The organism is Pantoea ananatis LMG 2665 (genome assembly GCF_000710035.2).
Lineage (GTDB): Bacteria > Pseudomonadota > Gammaproteobacteria > Enterobacterales > Enterobacteriaceae > Pantoea > Pantoea ananatis.
Genome location: NZ_JMJJ01000006.1, coordinates 31,186 through 54,473, shown reverse-complemented (window position 1 = coordinate 54,473; position 23,288 = coordinate 31,186). Strand labels below are relative to the sequence as shown.

At 55.3% G+C, this 23,288-nt stretch carries 25 protein-coding genes; 14 read left to right on the top strand and 11 right to left on the bottom strand.

All coding sequences use genetic code 11. The annotated features are described in order from the left end of the window. Window positions 1-93: 93 nt before the first annotated feature. The 6 genes from EL29_RS13775 to EL29_RS13750 all read right to left on the bottom strand — a co-directional run bounded on the left by EL29_RS13775 (window position 94) and on the right by EL29_RS13750 (window position 4,894). Window positions 94-1,365, bottom strand: coding sequence for an alanine racemase (locus EL29_RS13775; protein WP_028715724.1), 1,272 nt, complete (start codon window positions 1,363-1,365; stop codon window positions 94-96). Between the two features lie 9 nt (window positions 1,366-1,374). Then, window positions 1,375-2,112 carry an amino acid ABC transporter ATP-binding protein gene (locus tag EL29_RS13770; protein WP_013026933.1) on the bottom strand — a complete coding sequence of 246 codons (738 nt, stop codon included), beginning with the start codon at window positions 2,110-2,112 and terminating at the stop codon, window positions 1,375-1,377. Continuing rightward, window positions 2,109-2,753 carry an amino acid ABC transporter permease gene (locus tag EL29_RS13765; protein ID WP_028715723.1) on the bottom strand — a complete coding sequence of 215 codons (645 nt, stop codon included), beginning with the start codon at window positions 2,751-2,753 and terminating at the stop codon, window positions 2,109-2,111. The genes EL29_RS13770 and EL29_RS13765 overlap by 4 nt, the downstream gene beginning before the upstream one ends. Continuing rightward, window positions 2,750-3,487, bottom strand: coding sequence for an amino acid ABC transporter permease (locus EL29_RS13760; RefSeq protein WP_013026931.1), 738 nt, complete (start codon window positions 3,485-3,487; stop codon window positions 2,750-2,752). Before EL29_RS13760 ends, EL29_RS13765 begins: the two co-directional genes overlap by 4 nt. 47 nt (window positions 3,488-3,534) lie before the next feature. Next, a complete protein-coding gene (locus tag EL29_RS13755; protein ID WP_014594438.1) occupies window positions 3,535-4,377 on the bottom strand; it encodes an ABC transporter substrate-binding protein in 843 nt (280 codons plus the stop codon). A 124-nt stretch (window positions 4,378-4,501) separates the two neighbouring features. Beyond that, a complete protein-coding gene (locus tag EL29_RS13750; RefSeq protein ID WP_028715722.1) occupies window positions 4,502-4,894 on the bottom strand; it encodes a RidA family protein in 393 nt (130 codons plus the stop codon). 362 nt (window positions 4,895-5,256) lie between these two features. Between EL29_RS13750 and EL29_RS13745 the strand changes: the two genes are divergently transcribed. Further along, complete coding sequence (locus tag EL29_RS13745; RefSeq protein WP_013026928.1) at window positions 5,257-6,009, top strand: IclR family transcriptional regulator; 753 nt, start codon at window positions 5,257-5,259, stop codon at window positions 6,007-6,009. A gap of 67 nt (window positions 6,010-6,076) precedes the next feature. Here EL29_RS13745 and EL29_RS13740 read toward each other — a convergent pair whose 3' ends face one another. Next, complete coding sequence (locus tag EL29_RS13740) at window positions 6,077-6,361, bottom strand: YciI family protein (protein WP_013026927.1); 285 nt, start codon at window positions 6,359-6,361, stop codon at window positions 6,077-6,079. Between the two features lie 9 nt (window positions 6,362-6,370). Next, the gene (locus EL29_RS13735) at window positions 6,371-7,381 is read right to left on the bottom strand and encodes an aminopeptidase (RefSeq protein WP_028715721.1); all 1,011 of its coding nucleotides are present in this window, start codon (window positions 7,379-7,381) and stop codon (window positions 6,371-6,373) included. 253 nt (window positions 7,382-7,634) lie between these two features. On the opposite strand from EL29_RS13735, the gene cysG reads away from it, so the two are divergent. The 13 genes from cysG (at window position 7,635) to rpoS (ending at window position 19,065) form a co-directional block, all read left to right on the top strand. Beyond that, window positions 7,635-9,050, top strand: a complete 1,416-nt coding sequence (gene cysG / locus EL29_RS13730) for a siroheme synthase CysG (RefSeq protein ID WP_013026925.1) — start codon at window positions 7,635-7,637, stop codon at window positions 9,048-9,050. 11 nt (window positions 9,051-9,061) lie between these two features. Continuing rightward, window positions 9,062-9,970, top strand: coding sequence for a sulfate adenylyltransferase subunit CysD (cysD, locus tag EL29_RS13725; RefSeq protein ID WP_006120739.1), 909 nt, complete (start codon window positions 9,062-9,064; stop codon window positions 9,968-9,970). 11 nt (window positions 9,971-9,981) lie between these two features. Next, window positions 9,982-11,409 (top strand): sulfate adenylyltransferase subunit CysN, encoded by a 1,428-nt coding sequence (gene cysN, locus EL29_RS13720; RefSeq protein ID WP_028715720.1) that lies wholly within the window; start codon window positions 9,982-9,984, stop codon window positions 11,407-11,409. Next, window positions 11,409-12,014 (top strand): adenylyl-sulfate kinase, encoded by a 606-nt coding sequence (cysC, locus tag EL29_RS13715; RefSeq protein WP_013026922.1) that lies wholly within the window; start codon window positions 11,409-11,411, stop codon window positions 12,012-12,014. Before cysN ends, cysC begins: the two co-directional genes overlap by 1 nt. A 55-nt stretch (window positions 12,015-12,069) precedes the next feature. Continuing rightward, window positions 12,070-12,390 carry a DUF3561 family protein gene (locus EL29_RS13710; protein WP_013026921.1) on the top strand — a complete coding sequence of 107 codons (321 nt, stop codon included), beginning with the start codon at window positions 12,070-12,072 and terminating at the stop codon, window positions 12,388-12,390. Between the two features lie 168 nt (window positions 12,391-12,558). Then, the gene (ftsB, locus tag EL29_RS13705) at window positions 12,559-12,876 is read left to right on the top strand and encodes a cell division protein FtsB (RefSeq protein ID WP_024471451.1); all 318 of its coding nucleotides are present in this window, start codon (window positions 12,559-12,561) and stop codon (window positions 12,874-12,876) included. A 3-nt stretch (window positions 12,877-12,879) separates the two neighbouring features. Beyond that, window positions 12,880-13,596 (top strand): 2-C-methyl-D-erythritol 4-phosphate cytidylyltransferase, encoded by a 717-nt coding sequence (gene ispD, locus EL29_RS13700; protein WP_014594431.1) that lies wholly within the window; start codon window positions 12,880-12,882, stop codon window positions 13,594-13,596. Continuing rightward, window positions 13,596-14,078 (top strand): 2-C-methyl-D-erythritol 2,4-cyclodiphosphate synthase, encoded by a 483-nt coding sequence (ispF, locus tag EL29_RS13695; protein WP_013026918.1) that lies wholly within the window; start codon window positions 13,596-13,598, stop codon window positions 14,076-14,078. Before ispD ends, ispF begins: the two co-directional genes overlap by 1 nt. Further along, complete coding sequence (gene truD / locus EL29_RS13690) at window positions 14,075-15,115, top strand: tRNA pseudouridine(13) synthase TruD (RefSeq protein WP_013026917.1); 1,041 nt, start codon at window positions 14,075-14,077, stop codon at window positions 15,113-15,115. The genes ispF and truD overlap by 4 nt, the downstream gene beginning before the upstream one ends. Window positions 15,116-15,397: 282 nt before the next feature. Next, complete coding sequence (gene surE, locus EL29_RS13685; protein ID WP_029571462.1) at window positions 15,398-16,159, top strand: 5'/3'-nucleotidase SurE; 762 nt, start codon at window positions 15,398-15,400, stop codon at window positions 16,157-16,159. Further along, complete coding sequence (locus tag EL29_RS13680; RefSeq protein ID WP_014605172.1) at window positions 16,153-16,779, top strand: protein-L-isoaspartate(D-aspartate) O-methyltransferase; 627 nt, start codon at window positions 16,153-16,155, stop codon at window positions 16,777-16,779. The genes surE and EL29_RS13680 overlap by 7 nt, the downstream gene beginning before the upstream one ends. A 165-nt stretch (window positions 16,780-16,944) precedes the next feature. Next, on the top strand, window positions 16,945-18,060 hold the full coding sequence (gene nlpD / locus EL29_RS13675; protein WP_028715719.1) for a murein hydrolase activator NlpD: 1,116 nt from the start codon (window positions 16,945-16,947) through the stop codon (window positions 18,058-18,060). Between the two features lie 51 nt (window positions 18,061-18,111). Beyond that, complete coding sequence (rpoS, locus tag EL29_RS13670) at window positions 18,112-19,065, top strand: RNA polymerase sigma factor RpoS (RefSeq protein WP_050442554.1); 954 nt, start codon at window positions 18,112-18,114, stop codon at window positions 19,063-19,065. A gap of 102 nt (window positions 19,066-19,167) precedes the next feature. Here the strand turns inward: rpoS and EL29_RS13665 are convergent, their stop codons facing one another. The 3 genes from EL29_RS13665 to mutS form a co-directional block, all read right to left on the bottom strand. After that, window positions 19,168-19,905 (bottom strand): 2-phosphosulfolactate phosphatase, encoded by a 738-nt coding sequence (locus EL29_RS13665; protein ID WP_014594428.1) that lies wholly within the window; start codon window positions 19,903-19,905, stop codon window positions 19,168-19,170. Between the two features lie 48 nt (window positions 19,906-19,953). After that, the gene (locus EL29_RS13660) at window positions 19,954-20,430 is read right to left on the bottom strand and encodes a helix-turn-helix domain-containing protein (protein WP_014594427.1); all 477 of its coding nucleotides are present in this window, start codon (window positions 20,428-20,430) and stop codon (window positions 19,954-19,956) included. A 225-nt stretch (window positions 20,431-20,655) separates the two neighbouring features. Beyond that, complete coding sequence (gene mutS / locus EL29_RS13655; protein ID WP_028715718.1) at window positions 20,656-23,217, bottom strand: DNA mismatch repair protein MutS; 2,562 nt, start codon at window positions 23,215-23,217, stop codon at window positions 20,656-20,658. Between the last annotated feature and the right edge of the window lie 71 nt (window positions 23,218-23,288).

Here is a 23,288-nt window from a genome sequence, read left to right as displayed (position 1 = left end):
GACGCGCTTAGTTCTGGTAACGGGCGATCCTCTGGGGTCGCCCGTTTTGCTATGGCCTCCGTCATCGCCTCAGGGGAAGGATGTCGGCTGCGATCAAAACGCCGTCTCGACGCTGTCCACCACCCGGTATTCATCATCCACTAAGGGAAGATAACGCCATTTATCAAATGCCGTGCACGGATGAGAAATACCGCATCCGACCCAGTCTCCCGGCATCAGCGATTCATCGTCAGGCACGCGTAAATAGGCGTGCTGATCGTTAACCTCACTGATGTGCAGATGCGTGCCGGTTCGTGGCGCGGTGCCATCCGGCTGGCGAATCCACAAAGGCACGGGCAAATCCTGATCGAAGGGCACGTCCCGTCTGCCGAAATCCAGCAGCGCCAGACCAGATTCAGGGCGGGAAAGCACGCGCCCCCAGATTTCCAGGGCCGCTTCAAAATGGTGGTCAGCACCGGGCTGAGAAAAAGGCGCTATACGCGAATAGAGCCCGCTGTCGTGTGCCATGTAGGCACCCGAGCGAATCAAAGGCTGAACCGGCAGCGGCAAAACGGCCTGGGTAAAACAGGCTGTCACCACATCAAACCACGCCCCCCCGCCTGCGCTGAGCAGAATCGTCTTGCTGTGGAACAGCTGGCGTTCAGCCAGCATTCTGGCGCAGTCCAGCATAACGTTGCAGTAGTGCTGAATTAACGCCACGCCAGCCGCATCCCGCCCGGCACCCAGCGCGCCTTCATAGCCTGCGATACCTACAAGATGAAGATGGCGACTTTGGGCGATGCGCTCAGCAATCGCCAGCACCTCCTCTTCGGTTCTGCATCCTGTTCTGCCGCCGGGAATCGACACTTCAATCAAGACCGCAATGGCCGTGTCGCCCAGGTTTTGCTCCAGCAGCGTAACGCCCGCCAGGGAGTCAACGTAACAGAGAAAGCCGTGGTCAGGATGCCGACGCTGCCATTCACCAATCCAGCGAATTCCGCCAGGATCGACACATTCGTTTGCCAGAAACACGTTGCGGATACCGAAATGGCGCAGGGCGCGCACCTGAGCAGGTGTTGCTGCGCTAATCCCCCACGCGCCGCCCTGGGTCACGGCCCGGCGTAAGACTGCCGGTGCCATTGAGGTTTTGCCATGTGCTGCCAGCATGACGCCTTTCTCCTGGCAAAACGCTGCTAACTGCCGCAGGTTGTTTTCCAGAGCGGACTGTTTCATTACCATGACGGGCGAAAAGACATCTTCACTACTCAGCACGGCGGTGCCGACCTTAAGGGGAGCATCGCCCTCACCGGCAACCGATTTAAAGCGGGGCGACGGCTGCGCAGTGTCCAGCTTCGCGTCTGCGATCAGCGGAAAATGTAAAGACATGACGGCTCCTTAGTGCTCAAGCACGCGTGACAGAAACTGTTGCGTGCGCGGATTCTGCGGATGAACAAAAATGTCGTCCGGCTTACCCTGCTCAGCAATCACGCCCTGATCCATAAAAACAACGCGATCGGCTGTTTTCCGGGCAAACCCCATTTCGTGGGTTACCACCACCATTGTCATGCCCTCGCGCGCCAGCCCGCGCATCACTTCCATTACTTCACCGACTAATTCAGGATCGAGAGCGGACGTGGCTTCATCAAAGAACATGATTTTTGGCTGCACCGCCAGGGCGCGCGCAATGGCCACACGTTGTTGCTGTCCCCCGGAGAGCTGAGAAGGATAGTGATCGGCACGGTCAGCCAGTCCAACGCGCTCCAGCGCTGCCATCCCGCGCGAATTCGCCTCGGCCACAGACAGTTTCTGCGCTTTTATCAGCGCCAGGGTGACATTGCCGAGGGCGGTTTTATGAGGAAACAGGTTGAACTGTTGGAACACCATCCCCACCTGACCACAAATATCACGATTGCGTTTTGGGTCGTGCAGCGGAACGTCGTTAACCCAAATTTCGCCGCCGTCGGCCTTTTCCAGACCACTCATGATCCGTAGTACGGTACTTTTACCGGAACCGGATGCGCCGATCAGCACCAGCACCTCTCCGGGCGAGACATCAAGGCTGATCTCTTTCAGAACTTGCGTAGCGCCAAATGACTTCGTAATCCGGCTCAGAGTAATGGCTGCATTTTTCATGATAACGAGTTCCTGGTTTGCTGATGCTGGACCCAGCGGGAAAGCGGAAAACAGATAACGAAATAGAGCAGGGCAACCAGACCATAAACCACTACGGGCTGTCCGATGCGATCGACGATGGCCTGGCCCTGATGCATCAGTTCCGACATGCCTATCATGCTGACGATAGAGGTATCTTTAATCAGCGACAGATACTGACCCACCAGCGGCGGCAATACGATGCCGCGAGTTTGCGGCAGAATCACGCTGGTGAAAGTTTGCCGCCTGGAGAGCCCAAGGATCCACGAAACTTCCCACTGTCCTTTCGGCACGGCTTCAATCCCGCCACGAAAAATCTCGGCAATGTAAGCGCCCTGATAAATGCTCAGGCCCAAAATGCCTGCGGCAAACAGGTTGATGTCATACCCGAAATAGGCCACGCCAAAGTAAATAAACATCAGCGTGATAAGCACGGGCGTGCCGCGAAACAGCTCGGTATAGATCACGGCAATTTGCCGGGCGACATGGATGCGGCTGGTACGCAAAATCGCGGCCAGTAAACCCAGCAACGTGCTGCCCGCAATGGCAGCGACCGACAGCAATAACGTAATCACCAGACCGCGCCACAGGAGCGGCAGACTGCTGAGGATCAGTTCGCTCATTGGGCTGGCTCCCGTTTAATCGTATGGGAAAACATTCTTTTCGCCTGCGTCCAGATGGGCCGTTTGACCGAGACAACCAGCGGCGGCATAAACAGTCGGCGTCCCGCGACATTGCCCAGCCAGGAAAACAGGTTACTGAGAAACAGATAGACCAGCGCGACGACGCTGAATGTCTGAATGTAGAGCAGCGTACGCGCATTGATGACCGTTGCAGTTCCCGTCAACTCCGGTAGCGCAATGGCTGACAGCAGTGAGGTGCCCAACAGTAGCTGAATCAGGTTGTTAATAATCGCGGGCCAGACGGCGCGCGCGGCCTGTGGCATGACCACGTTTAAAAATCGCTGGCGACGACTAATGCCAAGAATCCAGGCGGCTTCCAACTGACCTTTGGGGACGGACTGAATACCGGCGCGAAAAACCTCAGCCAGATAGGCACCGACGTTAATCCCCAGCGCCAGCACGCCCGCGGTAAAGGCGCTCATGGTAATGCCCAGCGAGGGAAGCCCGAAAAAGACGATAAAAATCTGCAGCAACACGGGCGTGTTACGAATAAATTCAACGTAGCCGTGGCTCAACCAGCGCAAAGGCGCAAAAGTCGCAGATTTCGCCAGCGCGGCCAGCAGTCCCAGTACCAGCGCCAGCATAAAAGCCAGCAACGTCACCTGAAGCGTTAACCAGGTCGCGGCGAGAAAGGTATCGGCATATTGCCAGAGTGTCAGCCATTGGTAGCGCATAGAAAGCCTCCTCAGGAGGACACAGGCGTGACCTGTGTCCTCTTCTGTCAGAACTGCGGATTCAGCGGATAGCGAGGCTTACTGCCAAACCATTTTTGGTAGAGCTGAGCGTTCTCACCTGATGCGTTAATTTCAAACAGGAATTCGTTGAGATAGTTCGTCCACACCTGATCGCCTTGCTTGACGCCGAACGCGTTGTATTCCAGTGGAACCAGGGCTTCATTAGTGACTTCCAGTGTTGGGTCGAGTTTGGCCTGATAGGCGAGGAAGTTATTATCTTCAATCATGGCATCTGCCTGACCCTGCTTCACGGCCAGAATCGCTGCCTGAGAGGAATCATATTCCTGGATCTTTACATCGATCCCCATGCTGCGAACTTCGTCGCCGTTGGTCGAGCCTTTGACCGTCGCGATAGTTTTTCCTGCCATGTCGTGGGCCGATTTGATTCCGCTTACTTTGCGAACCAGCATAGCTTCACTGGCCACCACGTAAGGCTGAGTAAAACCAATCTCTTTGGCGCGCTCCAGGTTGCGGGTGAAATTACAGAACACGACATCCACTTTATTGGTTTGCAGATTAGGAATGCGGTTAGCGCTGGTGGTATTCACCATTTCGAGCTTTACCCCCATCGCTTTTGCCAGGGCTTTGGCCAGATCCACATCGTAACCGTCGGGATTACCGGCTTTATCGTAAAAACCGAAGGGCGCAAAGCTCAGGCAGTCACCCACCCGCAACGTGCCACGCTGAAGCACGGTTTGCAGCGTGGATGCCGGTGCGGCACCTGCGGTTTCCTTTTTATTGTCCGTTGGCGTACAACCGGCCAGTGCCACCACGGTGAACAGGGCAGGCAGGAACCGGGTGAATACATTTTGCTGGAAAGTGGTATTCATATTTCTGCTCTCAAATAAAAGAGGGATATCACCAACATTATTGAATAATGTGGAGAGACGTTTTTTAATTATCACTTTTATACCGAATGCGTTTATTTCTGGCCGGGGAGATAAGAATCAGCTTTTATTTCCGTTCGGCATTAAAACACGTCATATCGACTTCGACTTTGCAATCCACAACCAGGTCCTGCACGCTGCAAATACGGGCGGGCGGGTTATCATGAAAAAGCTCACTAAACACTTTATTAAATGAGCTGAAGTAACGTGCATCCGTCAGGACCGCCGTCACATGCACCACATCCTGAATCCGATAGCCTGCTTCCTGCATAATGGTCAGACAGTTGTCGAAGGCCAGGCGCGTCTGCTCAATGATGCCGCCTTCAACGACCTCGCCGTCTTTCATTGGCGTCTGCCCGGAGATATACAGCCAGCCGTCGGCTTCTACCGCACGGGCAAAAGGCAGCTTTTGTCCTCCGGTACCGACACCGCCCTCTGTGCCATAGCGCTTGATTGTCATGCTTGTGCCCTTAGAATCATTCCTGTAGCTTGTCTGATATACCGGAATTAAATCTGCAATACCGGATAGGTCGAGATTTGCACAATGTTATTTCTTTTGCAATAGCCTGATCAGGGATTATTTTGATGCTTTACAACTGGCTTCACGAATATTTGTCATTAATGATAAGTTTTTTAAATAAATGGTGATGAAGATCTCTTTTTATCATTATTGAGTGCGCTCTTTTGGTGCCCTGATAAATAGCATGTCGCGAAAAAAAGAAAAGGCGGGATAGCGTGCGCGACCGTAGGTAAAACAAAGTGGGCTGTGTATGATGTATTACATCAACCTTAACGTGACGATCCGGGCAGGAGAATAAGGGTATGCAGGAAGATAAACCCGCCAGAGCACGTGGCGTGGACCGTGTGATCGCGATTTTTCGTCAGTTACACGTTGCCCGCCAGCCCATGGCGATGCGTGAACTGATCGAGGCGACGGGCGCGCCCCGCTCAAGCGTGTATGAACTGGTTAATCTGTTGAGTGAGGCGGGGCTGGTCGAAATTGATTCGGAAGGCAGTATCTATTTTGGCCGTGAAATGCACTATTACGGTGCAGATTATATGGCGCACAATCCCCTGATCCGTCGTGCCCATCAGTTAATGATCGAGATGGTTGCTGAGCATGGTGAAACCGTGCAGCTGTGTATGCTGGAAGGCAATAAATACACGGTGGTGCTGTCAGAGAGCAATGCCCATCCGTTCAAGATAACCTCCGATATCGGCGTTAAAATCCCGATTCCCTGGACAGCCACCGGCCGCTTGCTGCTGAGTAACTGGAGCGATGAGGCGATTTTGGCCCTGATCCCGGAAGAAGATTACCAGCTGGCGAACGGGAAGGTGCTGGATAAGCAGGACTTTCTGGCTGACATTCACCGGGCCGGGCATCTTGGCTACTCTATGACGGAAGGGCTGTCAGAGAGCTTTACCTGCTGTATGGCTGCGCCTATTCGCGCCCGCAACGATCTGGCGGTGGCGGCCATCTGTTTTATGGTCAGCCGGGATACACCAGAAGCGCGGCGTCAGATGCTGCTGAAAACCTTAATTAACGCGGGTCAGAAGCTGTCTGACTTTACCTGAGCCGACGGGCAAGTTGAAAGCAGCGCCGCGTGGGGAAACGGGGCGCCCGACGCTGTTGGCTCAGGGGCTACAGGTCTTTCAGCCCCGCAAACGCATCGGCTGTGCGCGTCACGTTGACCTTTGTGACCTCATAATGGGCCACGGCGACAAAGGGATCTTCCGCCAGAATCGTATCCAGCCGGGCGCGATCCATGTCTCTTACCATGATCATGCCGCCCGTGCGGGGATCTTTGCGGCCGGCAGCAATAAACTCACCGTTGTCAAAATAGCGATCCAGCCACGTTATATGGGGTGCCAGCAGGGCTTCCACTTCCTCGATGGGTCGAAAATAACTCAGGTAAATGACATACATCGTCTGTCCTCACACTTTGGGGTTGGTTAACTCGCTCAGCAATGGCAGCAGCACTTTAACGCTGTCATGGGTACGAAGACCAATCCGGCCGGGTAGCCAGTGATCTAAAAAATCCAGATTATCGCGATCGGTCTGATGCCAGGTCGTGCCATCCGGGAAATGCCGGGAACGGGTGCGTTGCTGTTCACCATCCTTGCTGCCCAGGTTCCAGTTTCGCGCAGTGACATCAAGCAAAGGGAATCCTGCCGCGTCGAAAGGATTGATGCCCTGAAAATCAGTGCTCTTCATCTGACGACTGACGGCAGAAATGCCATAGCGGCGAGCCAGCATTAAGGCGCGTTCGCTGGTCTGTTTACGCACGGCGCGCGGCGTGTTGATGCCGCTGTTGAAATAAAGGTGGTCGCCCGTAATCAGGCTGTTGAGATCGATCACCAGCAGCGTATTTTTTTTCTCTTTCTCACTCATGCGTGCCACATAGTCTTCCATGCCGTGCAACTGTGATTCGCTGGCGCTGAGCGCGACAAAGCGCACGCCATAATGGAGCGGTTTATGACTCATCTGCCGGGCCAGTTCCAGCATCACGCCAAGCCCGGATGCATTGTCATCAACGCCTTGCAAACGCAATCCGCCTACGCTGCGCGCGGTTTCACTGCGGGTAAGCGGAATCCAGGTATCCAGGCTGGCGACAACCAGGATTTCCTGGGGCGCACTGCCTCCACGCGCGGCAATAACCGATGTAGCAGTAAGCTTATGCCAGCGCGAGGTACCGTCATTTTCATGCCAGCTGTAGCCGGTATTAAACTGCCGGGTATTAGTTTCAAAACCGAGTTGGGTAAACTGCTGCTGCAGATAGTCGGCCGCCATCAGTTCAGCCGGGCTTCCGCTCATGCGGCCGGGAAAATAGGTGGCAATATGACGAACCTGTTGCTCAGCAAAGTGCCCGGTGAGGTCGGTCACGGCCTGAGCGCTGAAAATAATGCAGCCGCCAAGCAGTACGGCCAGGCGGAGAAAGGCAGACATGTCGGGTTCCTTGTGGATCATTCCGTAAAAGAGGGCCATATTTTTTTTGTGCCTAGTATGAAACTGTGACGGTGATTACACAATTTGAATCGTCCGGAAAGCCTCATAAGATCATTCGCTAAGCACATTTTGTTCTGAGCTTTTGCCGGGCGTTATTCCATTCGGTAACATCTCATTCCAATTCGTAATTTCATCTCAATAAACCTGTGAACGTATAGTCGCGATAACGCTTCGTAACAACACTAGGGTTAACGTGGATTATTTGCCTCTTTTTGCCGATCTCGCAGGTCGACCCGTACTGGTCGTCGGCGGCGGAGATATCGCGGCGCGCAAGATTGAGCTGCTGCGTCGGGCCGGGGCGCGCATTCAAATCGCCTCACGCGAACTCTGCCCCGAGTTACAGGCTTTGCTGGATGAACAGCAGCTTGAATGGCTGGCCACGTCCTTTGAACCCGCTCAGCTCGACAAGGTCTTTCTGGTCATTGCCGCTACCGATGACAATGCGCTGAATGCGCAGGTCTATGACGAAGCGAATGCCCGCCACAAGCTGGTAAACGTGGTAGACGATCAGCCTAAATGCAGCTTTATTTTCCCCTCTATTGTTGATCGATCGCCACTGGTCGTGGCGATCTCCTCCAGTGGCACCGCGCCGGTGCTGGCCCGCATGCTGCGCGAGAAACTCGAAACGCTGCTGCCATCCCATCTGGGCCAGATGGCCGAGCTGGCGGGTCAGTGGCGTGACAAAGTCAAAGCTCGCTTCAGCCGTATGTCCGATCGCCGTCGTTACTGGGAAAGAATATTTAATGGCCGTTTTGCCAGTCAGATGGCGACGGGCGACGTTACGGCCGCTAAACAGACGCTGGATAGCGAACTGGGCGATCAGCCGCCCCGACAGGGCGAAATTATTCTGGTTGGCGCGGGACCCGGCGACAGCGGCCTGTTAACCCTGCGCGGACTGCAGGTGATGCAGTTGGCGGACGTGGTGCTCTACGATCATCTCGTCAGCGATGAGGTGCTCGATCTGGTCCGGCGTGATGCCGATCGTATCTGCGTAGGCAAGCGTGCCAGCGCCCATCTCCTGCCGCAGGACGAAATTAACCAGTTGATGGTGCAGCTGGCGCAGAAAGGCAAACGTGTGGTGCGCCTTAAAGGCGGCGATCCCTTTATTTTTGGCCGCGGCGGCGAAGAGTTGCAGGCGGCGCAGCAAGCGGGCATTCCATTCCAGGTCGTGCCTGGCGTAACGGCCGCCGCAGGGGCTACCGCCTATGCCGGCATTCCGCTGACGCACCGTGATTACGCACAAAGCGTGCTGTTTATCACCGGACACTGCCGTCCGGATGGCGATGATATTGACTGGCCATCCCTCGCGCGTGCCCGTCAGACGCTGGCGATTTACATGGGCGCTGTCAAGGCCGCTCACATCAGCCAGCAGCTTATTCTTCATGGGCGCGCCGCCTCAACACCGGTTGCGGTGATTGGGCGCGGTACCCGGCCGGATCAACAGGTATTGACCGGCACACTCGAACATCTGGAGACGCTGGCAGCGTCAGCGCCTTCCCCGGCCCTGCTGGTGATTGGGGAAGTGGTTAATTTACACGGGCAACTGGCCTGGTTTCAGCATTCGGCACAGCAGGGGGCTCGCGAGTCCGCCGTTGTCAATCTGGCTTGAGAGGAAAAACGATGGACCAAAAACGACTCACTCATCTGCGCCAACTGGAGGCGGAGAGCATCCATATTATCCGCGAAGTGGCAGCCGAATTCGGCAATCCGGTCATGATGTATTCCATCGGCAAGGATTCCTCTGTCATGCTGCATCTGGCGCGTAAGGCCTTCTATCCAGGCACGTTGCCGTTTCCGTTGCTGCACGTGGACACCGGCTGGAAATTTCGCGAGATGTATGAATTCCGCGACCGCACCGTCAAAGCGATGGGCGCGGAGCTGTTGGTACATCGCAATCCCGAAGGGGTGGCGATGGGGATCAACCCCTTTGTGCATGGCAGTGCCAAGCACACCGACATTATGAAAACCGAAGGCCTGAAACAGGCGCTGAACAAGTACGGCTTTGATGCGGCCTTCGGCGGCGCCCGTCGGGATGAAGAGAAGTCACGTGCCAAAGAGCGTATTTACTCGTTCCGTGACCGTTTTCACCGCTGGGACCCAAAAAATCAGCGCCCGGAACTGTGGCACAACTACAACGGCCAGATTAACAAAGGCGAGAGCATCCGTGTTTTCCCGCTGTCTAACTGGACCGAGCTGGATATCTGGCAATACATCTTCCTGGAAAACATTGAGATCGTGCCGCTTTATCTGGCCGCGCCGCGTCCCGTACTGGAACGTGATGGCATGTTGATGATGATCGATGACGATCGAATTAACCTCCAGCCAGGTGAAGTGATCAAACAGCGCATGGTTCGTTTCCGTACCCTTGGGTGCTGGCCGTTGACCGGTGCGGTGGAATCTGAAGCGCAAACCTTGCCTGAGATTATTGAAGAGATGCTGGTTTCCACCACCAGCGAGCGTCAGGGCCGTGTGATTGACCGCGATCAGTCCGGTTCGATGGAACTGAAAAAACGTCAGGGTTATTTCTAAGGAGACGCCAGATGAATACCGTAATTGCACAACAGATTGCCGAACAGGGCGGCGTTGAAGCTTGGCTGACCGCACAACAACATAAAAGCCTGCTGCGTTTTCTGACCTGCGGCAGCGTCGATGACGGCAAAAGTACGCTGATTGGCCGCTTGCTGCATGACACGCGTCAGATCTATGAAGATCAGCTGTCTTCATTACAAAGCGACAGCAAACGTCACGGCACCCAGGGCGAGAAACTGGATCTGGCGCTGCTGGTCGATGGTTTACAGGCCGAGCGCGAGCAGGGAATTACCATTGATGTCGCCTATCGCTATTTCTCCACCGAAAAGCGTAAGTTCATCATCGCCGACACGCCAGGCCATGAGCAGTACACCCGCAATATGGCAACGGGCGCATCAACCTGTGACCTGGCGATCCTGCTGATCGACGCCCGCAAAGGCGTACTGGATCAGACGCGTCGCCACAGCTTTATTTCGACGCTGCTGGGCATCAAGCATCTGGTTGTGGCGATAAACAAAATGGATCTGGTGGATTACCAGCAGTCTGTGTTTGAGCAGATCAAGCAGGATTACCTCGATTTTGCCGGCCAGTTGCCTGAAGATCTGGATATTCGCTTTGTGCCGATGTCGGCGCTGGAAGGCGAAAACGTCGCCTCACAGAGCCAGAGCATGCCGTGGTACAGCGGCCCGACGTTACTCGACGTTCTGGAAACCGTGGAGTTAAACGCGGTGGTGGATCACCAGCCGATGCGTTTCCCGGTGCAGTATGTTAATCGTCCCAATCTCGACTTCCGCGGTTATGCCGGTACGCTGGCCTCTGGCGTGGTGAAAGTAGGACAGCGCGTTAAAGTCCTGCCTTCAGGCGTGGAGTCCACCATTGCCCGCATTGTGACCTTTGACGGCGATCTGCAGGAAGCGGGAGCGGGCGAGGCCATTACGCTGGTCTTAAACGACGAAATCGATATCAGCCGTGGCGATCTGTTAGTGGACGCCAGCGCCGAACTGCGCGCCGTTCAGTCCGCCACCGTCGATGTGGTGTGGATGGCTGAGCAGCCGCTTCAGGCCGGACAGAGCTACGATGTAAAAATCGCCGGTAAGAAAGCCCGTGCGCGAGTGGAAAAGGTCATTCACCAGGTTGAGATTAATTCACTGGAGAAACGGCAGGTGGACAATCTGCCGCTGAACGGGATTGGCCTTGCTGAGTTTACGTTTGATGAGCCGCTGGTGCTTGACAGCTATCAGCAAAATCCCGTAACCGGCGGCATGATCATTATTGACCGTCTGAGTAACGTCACCGTAGGCGCTGGGCTGATTCATGAACCACTGAACGATCGGCCGCAGCACAACGGCGAGTTCAGCGCGTTCGAACTCGAGCTTAATGCACTGGTCCGTCGCCACTTCCCGCACTGGAATGCGCGCGATCTGCTGGGCGGTCAGTAATGGCCCAACACGATGAAAACGTAGTATGGCATGACCATCCGGTTACGCGGCAGGCACGCGAACAGCAACATGGCCATCAGGGCGTGGTACTGTGGTTTACCGGCCTTTCGGGGTCCGGTAAATCCACCGTTGCGGGGGCGCTGGAGCAGGCGCTACACCGCATCGGTGTCAGCACCTATCTGCTGGACGGCGATAATGTCCGTCACGGGTTGTGTCGCGATCTGGGCTTTAGCGATGAACATCGTAAAGAGAATATCCGCCGTGTAGGCGAGGTAGCCAAATTGATGGTGGATGCCGGTTTGGTCGTCCTTACCGCCTTTATCTCACCGCACCGTGCCGAGCGCCAGATGGTGCGCGATCTGCTGGACAGCGACCGGTTTATCGAGGTTTTTGTCGACACGCCGCTGGCAGTGTGTGAAGCGCGCGATCCTAAAGGGTTGTACAAAAAAGCCCGTGCAGGCGAGTTACAGAATTTCACCGGAATAGACAGCGTTTATGAAGCGCCGGACCAGCCAGAAATCTGGCTTAACGGGGAACAATTGGTTACAAAACTGACGGCCCAATTGTTAGATCTGCTGCGTCAGCGCGATATTATCAGTTCCTGAACAGACAGCGGCAAAGCGCCTTTCGTTTTGCCGCCTTCGCGTTGACAGGATATTTATGCAGAACATTACTCCCATGCTGGCACGCAAAGACCACCGTACACCGGATGAGCCTCGTTCCGTCCTTCCTGGAGGCGTCATTGGCTTTATCTGTTACTGGTGCGCGCTTGCCATACCTTTCCTGTTGTACGGCTCCAGCACGCTGTTTTTCTTCCTCTACACGTGGCCCTTTTTCCTGGCCCTGTTTCCCGTTTCCGTTCTCACAGGAATGGTATTGAATACCTGGCTCCGTGGGCAACTGCTCTGGACCGTTCTGATCTGCGTTGCTGCGGTGGCCTGTCAGTTCTGGTTACTGTTCCTGTTTCTGTCCCGCTGGTAAGGACACTGATGTCCAAACGCAGCAGCAGGTTACAAAAGTTTTCCTGCTTTGCGTCCGATCTTTTCCTCCCTTTTTTGTCTGCCTAAACGGCATTGCACGCCATTTTTACTGCCAGTGTGGAGTCCTGGGTAAAGTTATGGGATGATTGGGCCGTTTTTAGGGGGCGGGATGGGAAAACTGACGTTACTGCTGTTGGTGCTGTTGGGTTGGCTGCAATATTCATTGTGGCTGGGTAAGAACGGCATCCATGACTTTACGCGCGTCAACGATGACGTTGCGGTACAAAAGGCGAATAACGCCAAATTGAAAATGCGCAACGATCAACTCTTTGCTGAAATTGACGATCTCAATGGCGGCTCTGAAGCGATTGAGGAACGCGCACGCAGCGAATTAGGCATGATTAAGCCTGGTGAAACCTTCTATCGTCTGGTCCCTGACCAGAACAAACGCAACGCGCAACAAGCCGCGCAAAACCAACAACGATAAAACATGAACAATCGGTCCCACTCTGCGGATGTGATTGCCGTTGTGCCCGCTGCCGGTATCGGCAGCCGCATGCAGGCAACCTGCCCTAAACAGTATCTGACGATTGGTCAGCACACCCTTCTGGAACACAGCATTGCCCGTCTGTTTTCCCATCCAGCTGTCTCGCAGGTTATCGTCGCGTTAAGCCCAGACGATCGGCACTTTGCTGCTTTGCCTCTGGCAGACGATCCGCGCGTGATTTGCGTCACCGGGGGCGATACTCGCGCGGAGTCGGTTCTGGCCGGCCTGCAGGCAGCTCAGGGTGCCAGCTGGGTGCTGGTTCACGATGCGGCACGGCCTTGCCTGCATCCTGACGACCTGGATCGTCTGCTGCAGTTGCGGGAAACCAGCAAAACGGGCGGCATTCTGGCGGCGCCCGTGTGTGACACCATGAAACGCGGCGAGCCTGGTCAGGCGGCGATTGCGCACACTGTCGATCGCGACAACCTGTGGCACGCTTTAACCCCGCAATTTTTCCCCCGGGCCTTACTGACGGCCAGCTTGATGCGAGCCTTGAACGAAGGGGCGACCATTACCGACGAAGCCTCGGCGCTGGAGTACTGCGGTTATCATCCTGAGCTGGTAACAGGCCGTAGCGACAACATCAAAGTTACCCGCCCGGAAGACTTAGCCCTGGCGGCTTTTTATCTCAGTCAGATTCAGTCAAAGGAGAGCACATAATGCGTATCGGTCACGGTTTTGACGTTCACGCCTTCGGTGGAGAAGGTCCGCTGGTGATTGGCGGTGTGCGAATCCCATTTGAGTATGGCTTTATTGCCCATTCCGATGGTGATGTGGCGCTGCATGCGCTCACCGATGCGCTGTTGGGCGCGGTGGCCATGGGCGATATTGGCAAGCTGTTCCCGGACACCGATCCGGCGTTCAAAGGCGCGGACAGCCGCGGGCTGTTGCGTGAAGCATGGCGTCGCATTGAGGCCAAAGGCTACTGCATTGGCAACGTCGATGTCACGCTGATTGCCCAGGCACCTAAAATGCTGCCGCACGTGCCGCAAATGCGCATTAACATTGCCGAAGATCTGGGCTGCCACATGGACCAGGTTAACGTTAAAGCCACCACCACCGAGAAACTCGGTTTTACCGGTCGGGGTGAAGGTATTGCCTGTGAAGCGGTGGCCTTACTGTTGAAAGTAGAACCGGCATGACGCTGCACTACCTGCAGGGTACGCCAAAGGCGACAGGCGTGATTAAAGCGACACCGGAAGATTTCGTGGTCGTGGAAGATTTGGGTTATCAGCCGGATGGCGAGGGTGAGCACGTGCTGGTGCGCATTCGCAAAAGCGGCGCCAATACCCGTTTTGTTGCCGAAGCCCTGGCGAAGTTTATGAAGGTCAGCGTACGCGACCTGAGCTATGCGGGCATGAAAGATCGCCACGCGGTTACGGAACAGACGCTTTGCTTTCGCGTCCCCGGCAATTCCATGCCCGTTCTGGCGGGGTTTGCGCTGGACGGCGTTGACATACTTGAGGTGGTGCGCCATAAGCGCAAGCTGCGCATCGGTGCCCTGGCGGGAAATGCATTCCGGCTGGTGATCCGGCAGGTCAGCCATCGTGAGGAAACAGAGGCGCGGCTGGTTAGCATCCGTGATAACGGCGTGCCCAACTATTTTGGCGAACAACGCTTTGGCCGCAACGGCAATAACCTGGTGACGGCGGCAAAGTTAGCGCGGAACGAGATTCAGATACGCGATCGCAGCAAGCGCGGACTGATGCTCTCGGCGGCGCGCAGTGCGCTGTTCAATCAGGTGACCAGCATGCGTTTAGCGCAGCAGGGCGGATTAACCCAGGTTATGAACGGGGATGCACTGCAGCTTACCGGTCGCGGCAGCTGGTTCGTTGCCCAGCCGGAAGAGCTGGCCGAGCTGCAGACGCGTGTTAATCAGCATGCGCTTCGCATTACGGCACCGTTGCCGGGGCAGGGCGAGCCCGGCCCTCAGGCGGATGCGCTGGCTTTTGAACAGCAGTGCCTGGCCGATGCCGGTGAGCTGCGCGGTCTGCTTGAGCGTGAGCGCGTGGATGCCGGGCGCCGGGCGATGCTGGTGGTTCCGCGCGACCTGCGCTGGCGCTGGCAGGATGAGGCCACGCTGGAGATGCAATTCTGGCTGCCCGCAGGCAGCTTTGCCACCAGCGTTGTCCGGGAGTTGCTCAACAGCACCGAGTTACTTGATATGCCTGACGAATAAGCCACGACGTCGCCTGTGTATCAGAACCGGCCTCGTCGTCAGGCTGCCAACGAGCCGCGTAGGCGGCCCGTTGGCATGGCAGTGTGCGTATTTCACTGTTCCAGATGCTTTAACATCGTAGCGACCTTGCTCTTTTCCTGCCCGTTCGTTTGATTTTCGCCTACCACTTCCTCTCGCTCACCGCTAGAATGCAAAAGTCGCTGTCCACTCTTAACTTGTTGCCATGCCTCAAAACAGGTCCATATAACGGCGGCCCGGTTGAACAGAAAAGGTCAGAATTAAATGCGGATATTGCTCAGCAACGATGATGGCATCCACGCGCCTGGTATTCAGACGCTGGCAAAGGCTTTGCGTCAATTTGCCGAGGTGCAGGTTGTGGCACCGGATCGTAATCGCAGTGGTGCCTCTAACTCATTGACGCTGGAAACCCCGTTGCGCACCTTTACCCATGACAATGGGGATATTGCCGTGCAAATGGGTACGCCCACCGATTGCGTTTATTTGGGCGTGAATGCGCTTATGCAGCCCCGGCCAGACATCGTGGTGTCAGGCATTAATGCCGGCCCCAATTTGGGGGATGATGTGATCTATTCCGGTACGGTTGCGGCCGCAATGGAGGGCCGTCATCTGGGATTGCCCGCCGTGGCGGTATCGCTAAATGGCCAGCTGCACTATGACACTGCCGCGGCAGTGACCTGTGCCATTCTTAAAGCGCTGACGCAACAACCGCTGCGCACCGGACGCATCTTAAATATCAACGTGCCCGATTTGCCTCTGGCTGAAATAAAGGGCATTCGCGTCACGCGCTGCGCCAGCCGTCATCCGGCCGATCGGGTGATTGCGCAAACCGACCCTCGTGGTAATCCGCTGTACTGGATTGGCCCGCCCGGTGAAAAACTGGATGCGGGCCCTGAGACTGACTTTGCCGCCGTGGATGAGGGCTATGTGTCAGTGACTGCATTGCACGTCGATCTGACTGCGCATAATGCGCAGGCTGTTCTCAGCACCTGGCTGGCCAACGCTGAGGTACACCTGGCATGGTAAGTCGGCGTATTGAGACATTGCTGTCACAGCTGCGTCAACAGGGCATTAAAGATGAGCACCTGTTAAAAGCCATTGCCGATGTCCCGCGCGAACGCTTTATTGATGAAGCCTTCGAGCACAAAGCCTGGGACAACATGGCGCTGCCCATCGGGTCCGGTCAAACCATCTCGCAGCCCTATATGGTGGCACGCATGACCGCGTTGCTGGCGCTGACAGAGCACGCGCGCGTGCTGGAGATTGGCACCGGTTCCGGCTACCAGACCGCCATCCTCGCCCACCTGGTTGAACACGTTTACTCGGTCGAGCGCATTAAAGGCCTGCAGTGGCAGGCCAAACGGCGCCTGAAACAGCTTGATTTACACAATGTTTCAACCCGACACGGCGATGGCTGGCAGGGCTGGCCGTCTCGTGGCCCTTTTGATGCCATTATCGTTACCGCGGCACCGCCTGAAATTCCGATTGCGCTGATAGCGCAACTGGCGGAAGGCGGCATTATGGTGCTGCCCGTAGGTGAGGAGCAGCAGGTGTTAAAGCGTCTGCGCCGCCGCGGCAATGAGATTACAGAAGAAACCATTGAGCCGGTCCGTTTCGTTCCCTTAGTTCAGGGCGATCTGGCCTGACTGCCTTGTTAGCATTTCTTCATAACTGTTTCATGGAATCAGGTAGTTGATATTGCTACTATCCAGTTCATTCAACGAAAATCCAGCGTTTAACGTGCCGCACAGTGTATTGTGCTGGTGAGACGAGTAAGTCAGTTTTTTAAAGGTTGCCACCACGGGGGATTAATGAGCACGGGAAGCACAATTTTTCAGTTACGCCGTCTGGCGGCGCTTTCACTGGTGAGTTTTTGGCTGGCAGGCTGTAGTTCAGGCGATAATACTCAGGCGCCGATAAGCAATATCGGCGACAGCAACAGCGTTAATGACAACAGTAATATGGCTGGCTCTGGTACTGCGCCAGCCACCGGCGGCGTGCCCTCTGTGCCACCGCAGGGCGGAATGTTAAGCCGTAGTACACCTTTACCGCAGAAAAATTCGGGAATCATTAGTGCCAATAATAATAATGTGCAAACTGAAAATGGCCGGATTGTGTACAACAGAAGTTATCAGAATATTCCTAAAGGTAGCTATTCTGGCCAGACCTACACCGTAAAACGTGGGGATACCTTGTTCTATATCGCCTGGATTACGGGCAATGACTTCCGCGATTTAGCGCAGCGCAACAATGTTCAGGCCCCTTACAGCCTGAATGTAGGACAGACGCTACAGGTTGACAACGGCTCGGGTCAGCCCATTACCGGTGGCAACGCCATCACCGCTGCAGATGCAACGCAAAGCGGCGTTGTGAGTGCACCACAAATAAAACAGGCCCCTGTTGCACAGCAGCCTGTTATTACGTATTCTGATGATTCGGGTGAATCGAGTGGCAGCAAATTGTTGCCTTCGAAGGGAGCAAATGTTGCAACGACAACAGCTCCAGCCGTTACCGCACCGCCTACGGTTAGCAGTACAACTAACAGTTCAACCCCTGTGGGAAGCTGGCGTTGGCCAACTGAAGGTAAGATCATCGATAACTTCTCTGCCGCCGAGGGTGGCAATAAAGGCATCGATATCGCAGGTTCGCGCGGACAGCCAATTGTAGCCACTGCTTCAGGAAGGGTGGTTTACGCAGGCAATGCGCTTCGTGGTTACGGTAATTTAATCATCATTAAACACAATGATGATTACCTGAGTGCCTACGCCCATAACGATACAATGCTGGTCCGGGAACAACAGGAAGTTAAGGCTGGGCAAAAGATCGCTACCATGGGTAGCACCGGAACCAGTTCAGTTAGATTACACTTTGAAATTCGTTACAAGGGGAAATCCGTAAACCCGTTGCGTTATTTGCCGCAGCGATAATCCGGCAGAGTCCTCAGGAATCTGCCCTGGAATCACGGGTAGGAGCCACTTATGAGCCAGAATACGCTGAAAGTAAACGAGTTACATGAGAACGCGGAATTCGAAGAGAATGGAGCAGAGATTTTTGATGAGAAGGCACTCGTTGAAAATGAATCTGGCGACAATGATGTAGCAGAAGAGGAGTTGCTGGCGCAGGGTGCGACGCAACGTGTACTTGATGCTACTCAACTCTATCTTGGGGAGATTGGCTATTCTCCATTGCTGACGGCAGAGGAAGAAGTTCTTTTTGCTCGCCGCGCATTACGAGGTGATATTCCTTCTCGTCGCCGCATGATCGAAAGTAACTTACGCCTGGTGGTAAAGATTGCCCGACGTTACAGCAATCGCGGTCTGGCTCTGCTGGACCTGATTGAAGAAGGTAACCTCGGCCTGATCCGTGCCGTTGAAAAGTTTGATCCAGAACGTGGATTCCGCTTCTCAACGTATGCCACCTGGTGGATTCGTCAGACCATTGAACGGGCAATCATGAACCAGACCCGTACAATTCGTTTGCCAATCCATATTGTTAAAGAACTGAACGTTTATCTGCGTACTGCGCGTGAACTTTCTCACAAGCTTGACCATGAGCCGAGTGCGGAAGAAATTGCAGAACAACTGGATAAACCTGTTGATGACGTTAGTCGTATGTTGCGTCTCAACGAACGCATTACCTCAGTTGATACTCCACTGGGAGGGGATTCTGAGAAAGCGCTGCTGGATATTCTGGCCGATGAAAAAGACAACGGCCCAGAAGACACTACGCAAGATGACGATATGAAACAAAGTATCGTTAAATGGTTGTTCGAACTGAACGCTAAGCAGCGCGAAGTGTTGGCTCGTCGTTTCGGCCTGTTGGGCTATGAAGCGGCAACGCTCGAAGATGTTGGCCGTGAAATCGGTTTAACCCGCGAGCGTGTGCGTCAGATTCAGGTTGAAGGTTTGCGCCGTCTGCGTGAAATCCTGTAGGGTCAGGGCCTCAGCATTGAAGCACTGTTCCGCGAATAAGCCGTCACAGAGCACATCAACAGAAAGCGATGGTTAACCCCATCGCTTTTTTTTATCTGCGTGTTATGCCTCTGCCCGCAGGGCAAAATACTCGCCTGACAAAAAACAGGGCCGACGGGCCGCATCTTTTGTCAGGCACAGTGTTACATCCTCCGGAAAACCGCGCTGTATCAGTTCTGTTGCTGACGAACAGTGAAACAGCGCCGTGAAATCCTGCAACTGATGAGCGTGCCAGGCTGCGACAGCGGTCTGTGCTTCCGGTGACAGCGAGTTTCGCTCAAGTGCGGCAATGATCCCCCCGGCAACCACATAGTCCTCAATACAGGGGCGAAGGCTCCCGTCCGGCCAACGCTCGCCGCAAGGGACAATCAAAAGACGTTTAAAGGGGCGGCAGGCCTCGGCGGTGGCAGTGAGGTTTCTCAGACAGCCTGTCAGCACGGGCACGCCCCACTCTCGTGCCCGGAAGCAGGTTGCGGAGCCATTAGGGGAAGGCAGTACCAACCTTTCACCAGGGCGAACGCTGAGCAACGTTCGGGGCGACAGGCTGTAGCCTTCGCCACCGAATCGCCTGTCGCTGTTCGCCGCGACAGCACCGACGGACTGCGCATAATGGACGACAGTCTGATCTTTCCAGGGATAGGGATACACGCGTGCCCCGTTCTCCACCGCAAGACTGACGCAGGTGGAAAAGGACATCACATCCACTATCACAATGGCATCCACATTGCCGGCAAGATGATCCAGTGCGGCGATGCCCCATTCGAGACGAATTGCAAACGCGTCCTGACTGTACCAGTGCATAAGCTGTTCCTGAAGTGTGAGGATAACAGGAAGGCGCAACCCGCTAAGTTACCCCTGCCTGCGCAATAACTTTTGCAGCCGTCTTTGCTGCCAACGGCGGATCGCTTCCTTGAAAATAAACAGGCGTAATGCTCTGACCACGAGTAAGGCTCCCCAAATAGCAGCGACCCAAAGTGACCAGCGCTCATTCGGCGAGGTAAAGTGGTTGAGGACGAACAGCAGTGTGCACACTACCACGGCGCTAAACAGAGAACGGTAAAACCGACTCTCGGCAGCAAGCTGCAGGCGGGCATCTGAAATGTAGCTGTCCAACGCTTCGCCGTTCTCCGCTGATGCCTCGCTGGTCAGGTCGGTGATTTTACACGCAAAGACGGCCGCCAGCGCACTCAACGTTTCCAGACTGGGTGGATCACCGTTTTCAATGCGTTGTACGGTTCGGGTGCTGAGTCCGGCCATTTCGGCCAGTTGCTCCTGTGACCAGGCGCGGGCAAGACGATATTCTCTGACTTTATTCAGGTTACGCATAGTGCAGTCTCCGAAAGAGTAAACAATCGGTAAGCAGCATCCCCGGTTAGCGTCGTCAGGAACACGATCGCAGCACGACAGGCACACGACAGCAGTATGACACCGCTTTAACGGCCGGTCATAGCGTAAAGCAGTAACAGAAAAATGCGCCAGCAGAATGGGAAACGCGGGCGCAAGAGAAGGTTGACGCGCAGTCAGTTGCCGCCCAGTCAAGGGCGGCAGTGATCAGACCAGCGATTTAAGTCGATAGATCCAGTCCAGCGCCTGTCGCGGTGTCAGCGTATCGGGATCCAGTGCCTCAAGTGCTTCCATGGCAGGGGAGGTTTCTTCCACCAACAGCGGCAACTGCGAGCCGTCAATGTTTGACGTCGCGGACTGACTGGAAACCGTTTCGAGCTCTTTCAGCTTATTGCGCGCCCGTTTAATGACCTCTTTGGGCACGCCCGCGAGCGCAGCTACGGCCAGTCCGTAGCTTTTACTGGCAGCCCCGTCTTGCACGCTATGCATGAACGCAATCGTATCGCCGTGTTCAACTGCGTCCAGGTGAACGTTAACCACGCCTTCCAGTTTTTCAGGCAGGGTCGTCAGTTCAAAGTAGTGCGTCGCAAACAGGGTCATCGCTTTAATACGGTTAGCCAGATTTTCCGCACAGGCCCAGGCCAGCGATAAACCGTCATACGTCGAGGTGCCGCGGCCGATTTCATCCATCAGGACCAGGCTGTTTTCTGTCGCGTTGTGCAGAATATTGGCCGTCTCGGTCATTTCAACCATAAAGGTCGAACGCCCGGAGGCCAGATCATCTGCCGCGCCCACACGGGTGAAGATACGATCCAGTGGACCAATGACCACCTCTTCGGCAGGAACGAAGCTGCCAATCCAGGCCATCAGGGCGATTAACGCCGCCTGGCGCATGTAGGTACTTTTACCGCCCATATTCGGACCGGTGATGATCAACATGCGGCGTTGTGGGGCCAGAGAGAGCGGGTTCGCGATAAAAGGTTCTTTCAGGACCTGCTCCACTACCGGATGGCGGCCGGCGGTAATTTTAATCCCGGGCTTGTCGTGCAGCGTGGGACGGCAGTAGTTAAGTGTCCAGGCTCGTTCCGCGAGGTTACTCAGGACATCCAGTTCGGCCAGCGCCGCCGCACTGAGCTGCAGCGCTTCAAGATGCGGCAACAGCTGGTCAAACAGGCCTTCATACAGGCTTTTCTCCAGCGCCAGCGCTTTGCCCTTAGAGGTAAGGACTTTATCTTCGTACTCTTTCAGCTCTGGAATGATGTAGCGCTCTGCGTTCTTCAACGTCTGACGGCGAACATAGTGGATAGGCACCTGATGGCTCTGGCCACGGCTGACCTGAATGTAGTAGCCGTGAACGCCGTTAAAGCCCACTTTCAGGCTGTCCAGACCGAGCTTTTCGCGTTCGCGAACTTCCAGTCGATCCAGATAATCTGTTGCGCCATCGGCCAGCGCTCGCCACTCATCAAGCTCGGCGTTATAACCGGGCGCAATAACGCCACCATCCCTGATTAATACCGGGGGGGATTCGACAACGGCCTGCTCAAGCAGAGTGCGCAGTTCGCTAAACTCGCCCATCTGTGCACGCAGCGTTTTCAACTGGGCGGATTCGGCGTTTGCCAGCAGATCGTTGAGTTCCGGCAACTGCTGAAAGGCATGGCGCATGCGCGCCAGATCACGCGGGCGCGCCGTACGCAGCGCCAGTCGGGCCAGAATACGCTCTAAATCACCGACCTGGCGCAGAACGGGTTGCAGCGCATCGCTGAGCGGTTGCAGCTCGGCAATTGATGCCTGTCGTTTCGCGATGATACTACTGTCACGCAGCGGCATATGCAGCCAGCGCTTTAGCATCCGGCTTCCCATTGGCGTGACGGTTTTATCCAGCACGGCGGCCAGCGTGTTCTCTGTTCCGCCCGCAAGATTTTGCGTAATTTCAAGGTTACGGCGCGTGGCCGCATCCATAATGATGCTGTCCTGCTGACGCTCCATGCTAAGAGAGCGGATATGGGGTAGGCTGGTTCGTTGGGTATCTTTCACATACTGCAGCAGACAGCCGGCGGCGCGCAGACCCAGGTGCGCCTGCTCAACACCAAAACCGTTTAAGTCTCGTGTGCCAAACTGCATGTTGAGCTGCTGACGCGCCGTGTCGATTTCAAACTCCCAAAGCGGACGGCGACGTAAACCGCGACGCTGATCGATAAGCGCCATCGCAGCAAAATCTTCCGGATAAAGTAGCTCGGCAGGATTCGTTCGCTGCAGTTCTGCCGCCATCGTTTCCTGATCGGCTGGTTCACTCAGGCGAAAACGGCCTGAGCTGATATCCAGCGTGGCATAACCATAGCCGCGCGCCCCCTGAACAATTGCCGCCAGCAGGTTATCCTGGCGTTCCTGCAACAGGGCTTCATCGCTGATGGTGCCCGGGGTAACTATACGCACGACTTTGCGTTCCACCGGGCCTTTACTCAGCGCAGGGTCGCCAATTTGCTCACAGATCGCGACTGATTCACCGAGTTGCACTAGCCGGGCTAAATAGTTTTCGACGGCGTGATGGGGCACACCGGCCATGGGGATCGGCTCGCCTGCCGAGGCACCGCGTTTGGTTAAGGAAATGTCTAACAGCTGAGAGGCACGTTTGGCATCGTCATAAAACAGCTCGTAGAAATCGCCCATGCGATAAAACAGCAGGATATCCGGATGCTCAGCCTTGAGGCGTAAATATTGCTGCATCATTGGCGTGTGAGTACTCAAGTCCATGTGCGCTGTTTTGTTCATCTCATTCTTACTCAAGGTTGACTCTTCCTTTTCCCGTCACGGTTTTCGCTGGGTTAAACAAGGGTGATAGG

Bases quoted from the DNA above. Each gene is read 5' to 3' on its own strand.
- EL29_RS13775 (WP_028715724.1), bottom strand. From the start codon at position 1,365: ATGTCTTTACATTTTCCGCTGATCGCAGACGCGAAGCTGGACACTGCG.
- EL29_RS13770 (WP_013026933.1), bottom strand. From the start codon at position 2,112: ATGAAAAATGCAGCCATTACTCTGAGCCGGATTACGAAGTCATTTGGC.
- EL29_RS13765 (WP_028715723.1), bottom strand. From the start codon at position 2,753: ATGAGCGAACTGATCCTCAGCAGTCTGCCGCTCCTGTGGCGCGGTCTG.
- EL29_RS13760 (WP_013026931.1), bottom strand. From the start codon at position 3,487: ATGCGCTACCAATGGCTGACACTCTGGCAATATGCCGATACCTTTCTC.
- EL29_RS13755 (WP_014594438.1), bottom strand. From the start codon at position 4,377: ATGAATACCACTTTCCAGCAAAATGTATTCACCCGGTTCCTGCCTGCC.
- EL29_RS13750 (WP_028715722.1), bottom strand. From the start codon at position 4,894: ATGACAATCAAGCGCTATGGCACAGAGGGCGGTGTCGGTACCGGAGGA.
- EL29_RS13745 (WP_013026928.1), top strand. From the start codon at position 5,257: ATGCAGGAAGATAAACCCGCCAGAGCACGTGGCGTGGACCGTGTGATC.
- EL29_RS13740 (WP_013026927.1), bottom strand. From the start codon at position 6,361: ATGTATGTCATTTACCTGAGTTATTTTCGACCCATCGAGGAAGTGGAA.
- EL29_RS13735 (WP_028715721.1), bottom strand. From the start codon at position 7,381: ATGTCTGCCTTTCTCCGCCTGGCCGTACTGCTTGGCGGCTGCATTATT.
- cysD (WP_006120739.1), top strand. From the start codon at position 9,062: ATGGACCAAAAACGACTCACTCATCTGCGCCAACTGGAGGCGGAGAGC.
- cysN (WP_028715720.1), top strand. From the start codon at position 9,982: ATGAATACCGTAATTGCACAACAGATTGCCGAACAGGGCGGCGTTGAA.
- cysC (WP_013026922.1), top strand. From the start codon at position 11,409: ATGGCCCAACACGATGAAAACGTAGTATGGCATGACCATCCGGTTACG.
- EL29_RS13710 (WP_013026921.1), top strand. From the start codon at position 12,070: ATGCAGAACATTACTCCCATGCTGGCACGCAAAGACCACCGTACACCG.
- ftsB (WP_024471451.1), top strand. From the start codon at position 12,559: ATGGGAAAACTGACGTTACTGCTGTTGGTGCTGTTGGGTTGGCTGCAA.
- ispD (WP_014594431.1), top strand. From the start codon at position 12,880: ATGAACAATCGGTCCCACTCTGCGGATGTGATTGCCGTTGTGCCCGCT.
- ispF (WP_013026918.1), top strand. From the start codon at position 13,596: ATGCGTATCGGTCACGGTTTTGACGTTCACGCCTTCGGTGGAGAAGGT.
- truD (WP_013026917.1), top strand. From the start codon at position 14,075: ATGACGCTGCACTACCTGCAGGGTACGCCAAAGGCGACAGGCGTGATT.
- surE (WP_029571462.1), top strand. From the start codon at position 15,398: ATGCGGATATTGCTCAGCAACGATGATGGCATCCACGCGCCTGGTATT.
- EL29_RS13680 (WP_014605172.1), top strand. From the start codon at position 16,153: ATGGTAAGTCGGCGTATTGAGACATTGCTGTCACAGCTGCGTCAACAG.
- nlpD (WP_028715719.1), top strand. From the start codon at position 16,945: ATGAGCACGGGAAGCACAATTTTTCAGTTACGCCGTCTGGCGGCGCTT.
- rpoS (WP_050442554.1), top strand. From the start codon at position 18,112: ATGAGCCAGAATACGCTGAAAGTAAACGAGTTACATGAGAACGCGGAA.
- EL29_RS13665 (WP_014594428.1), bottom strand. From the start codon at position 19,905: ATGCACTGGTACAGTCAGGACGCGTTTGCAATTCGTCTCGAATGGGGC.
- EL29_RS13660 (WP_014594427.1), bottom strand. From the start codon at position 20,430: ATGCGTAACCTGAATAAAGTCAGAGAATATCGTCTTGCCCGCGCCTGG.
- mutS (WP_028715718.1), bottom strand. From the start codon at position 23,217: ATGAACAAAACAGCGCACATGGACTTGAGTACTCACACGCCAATGATG.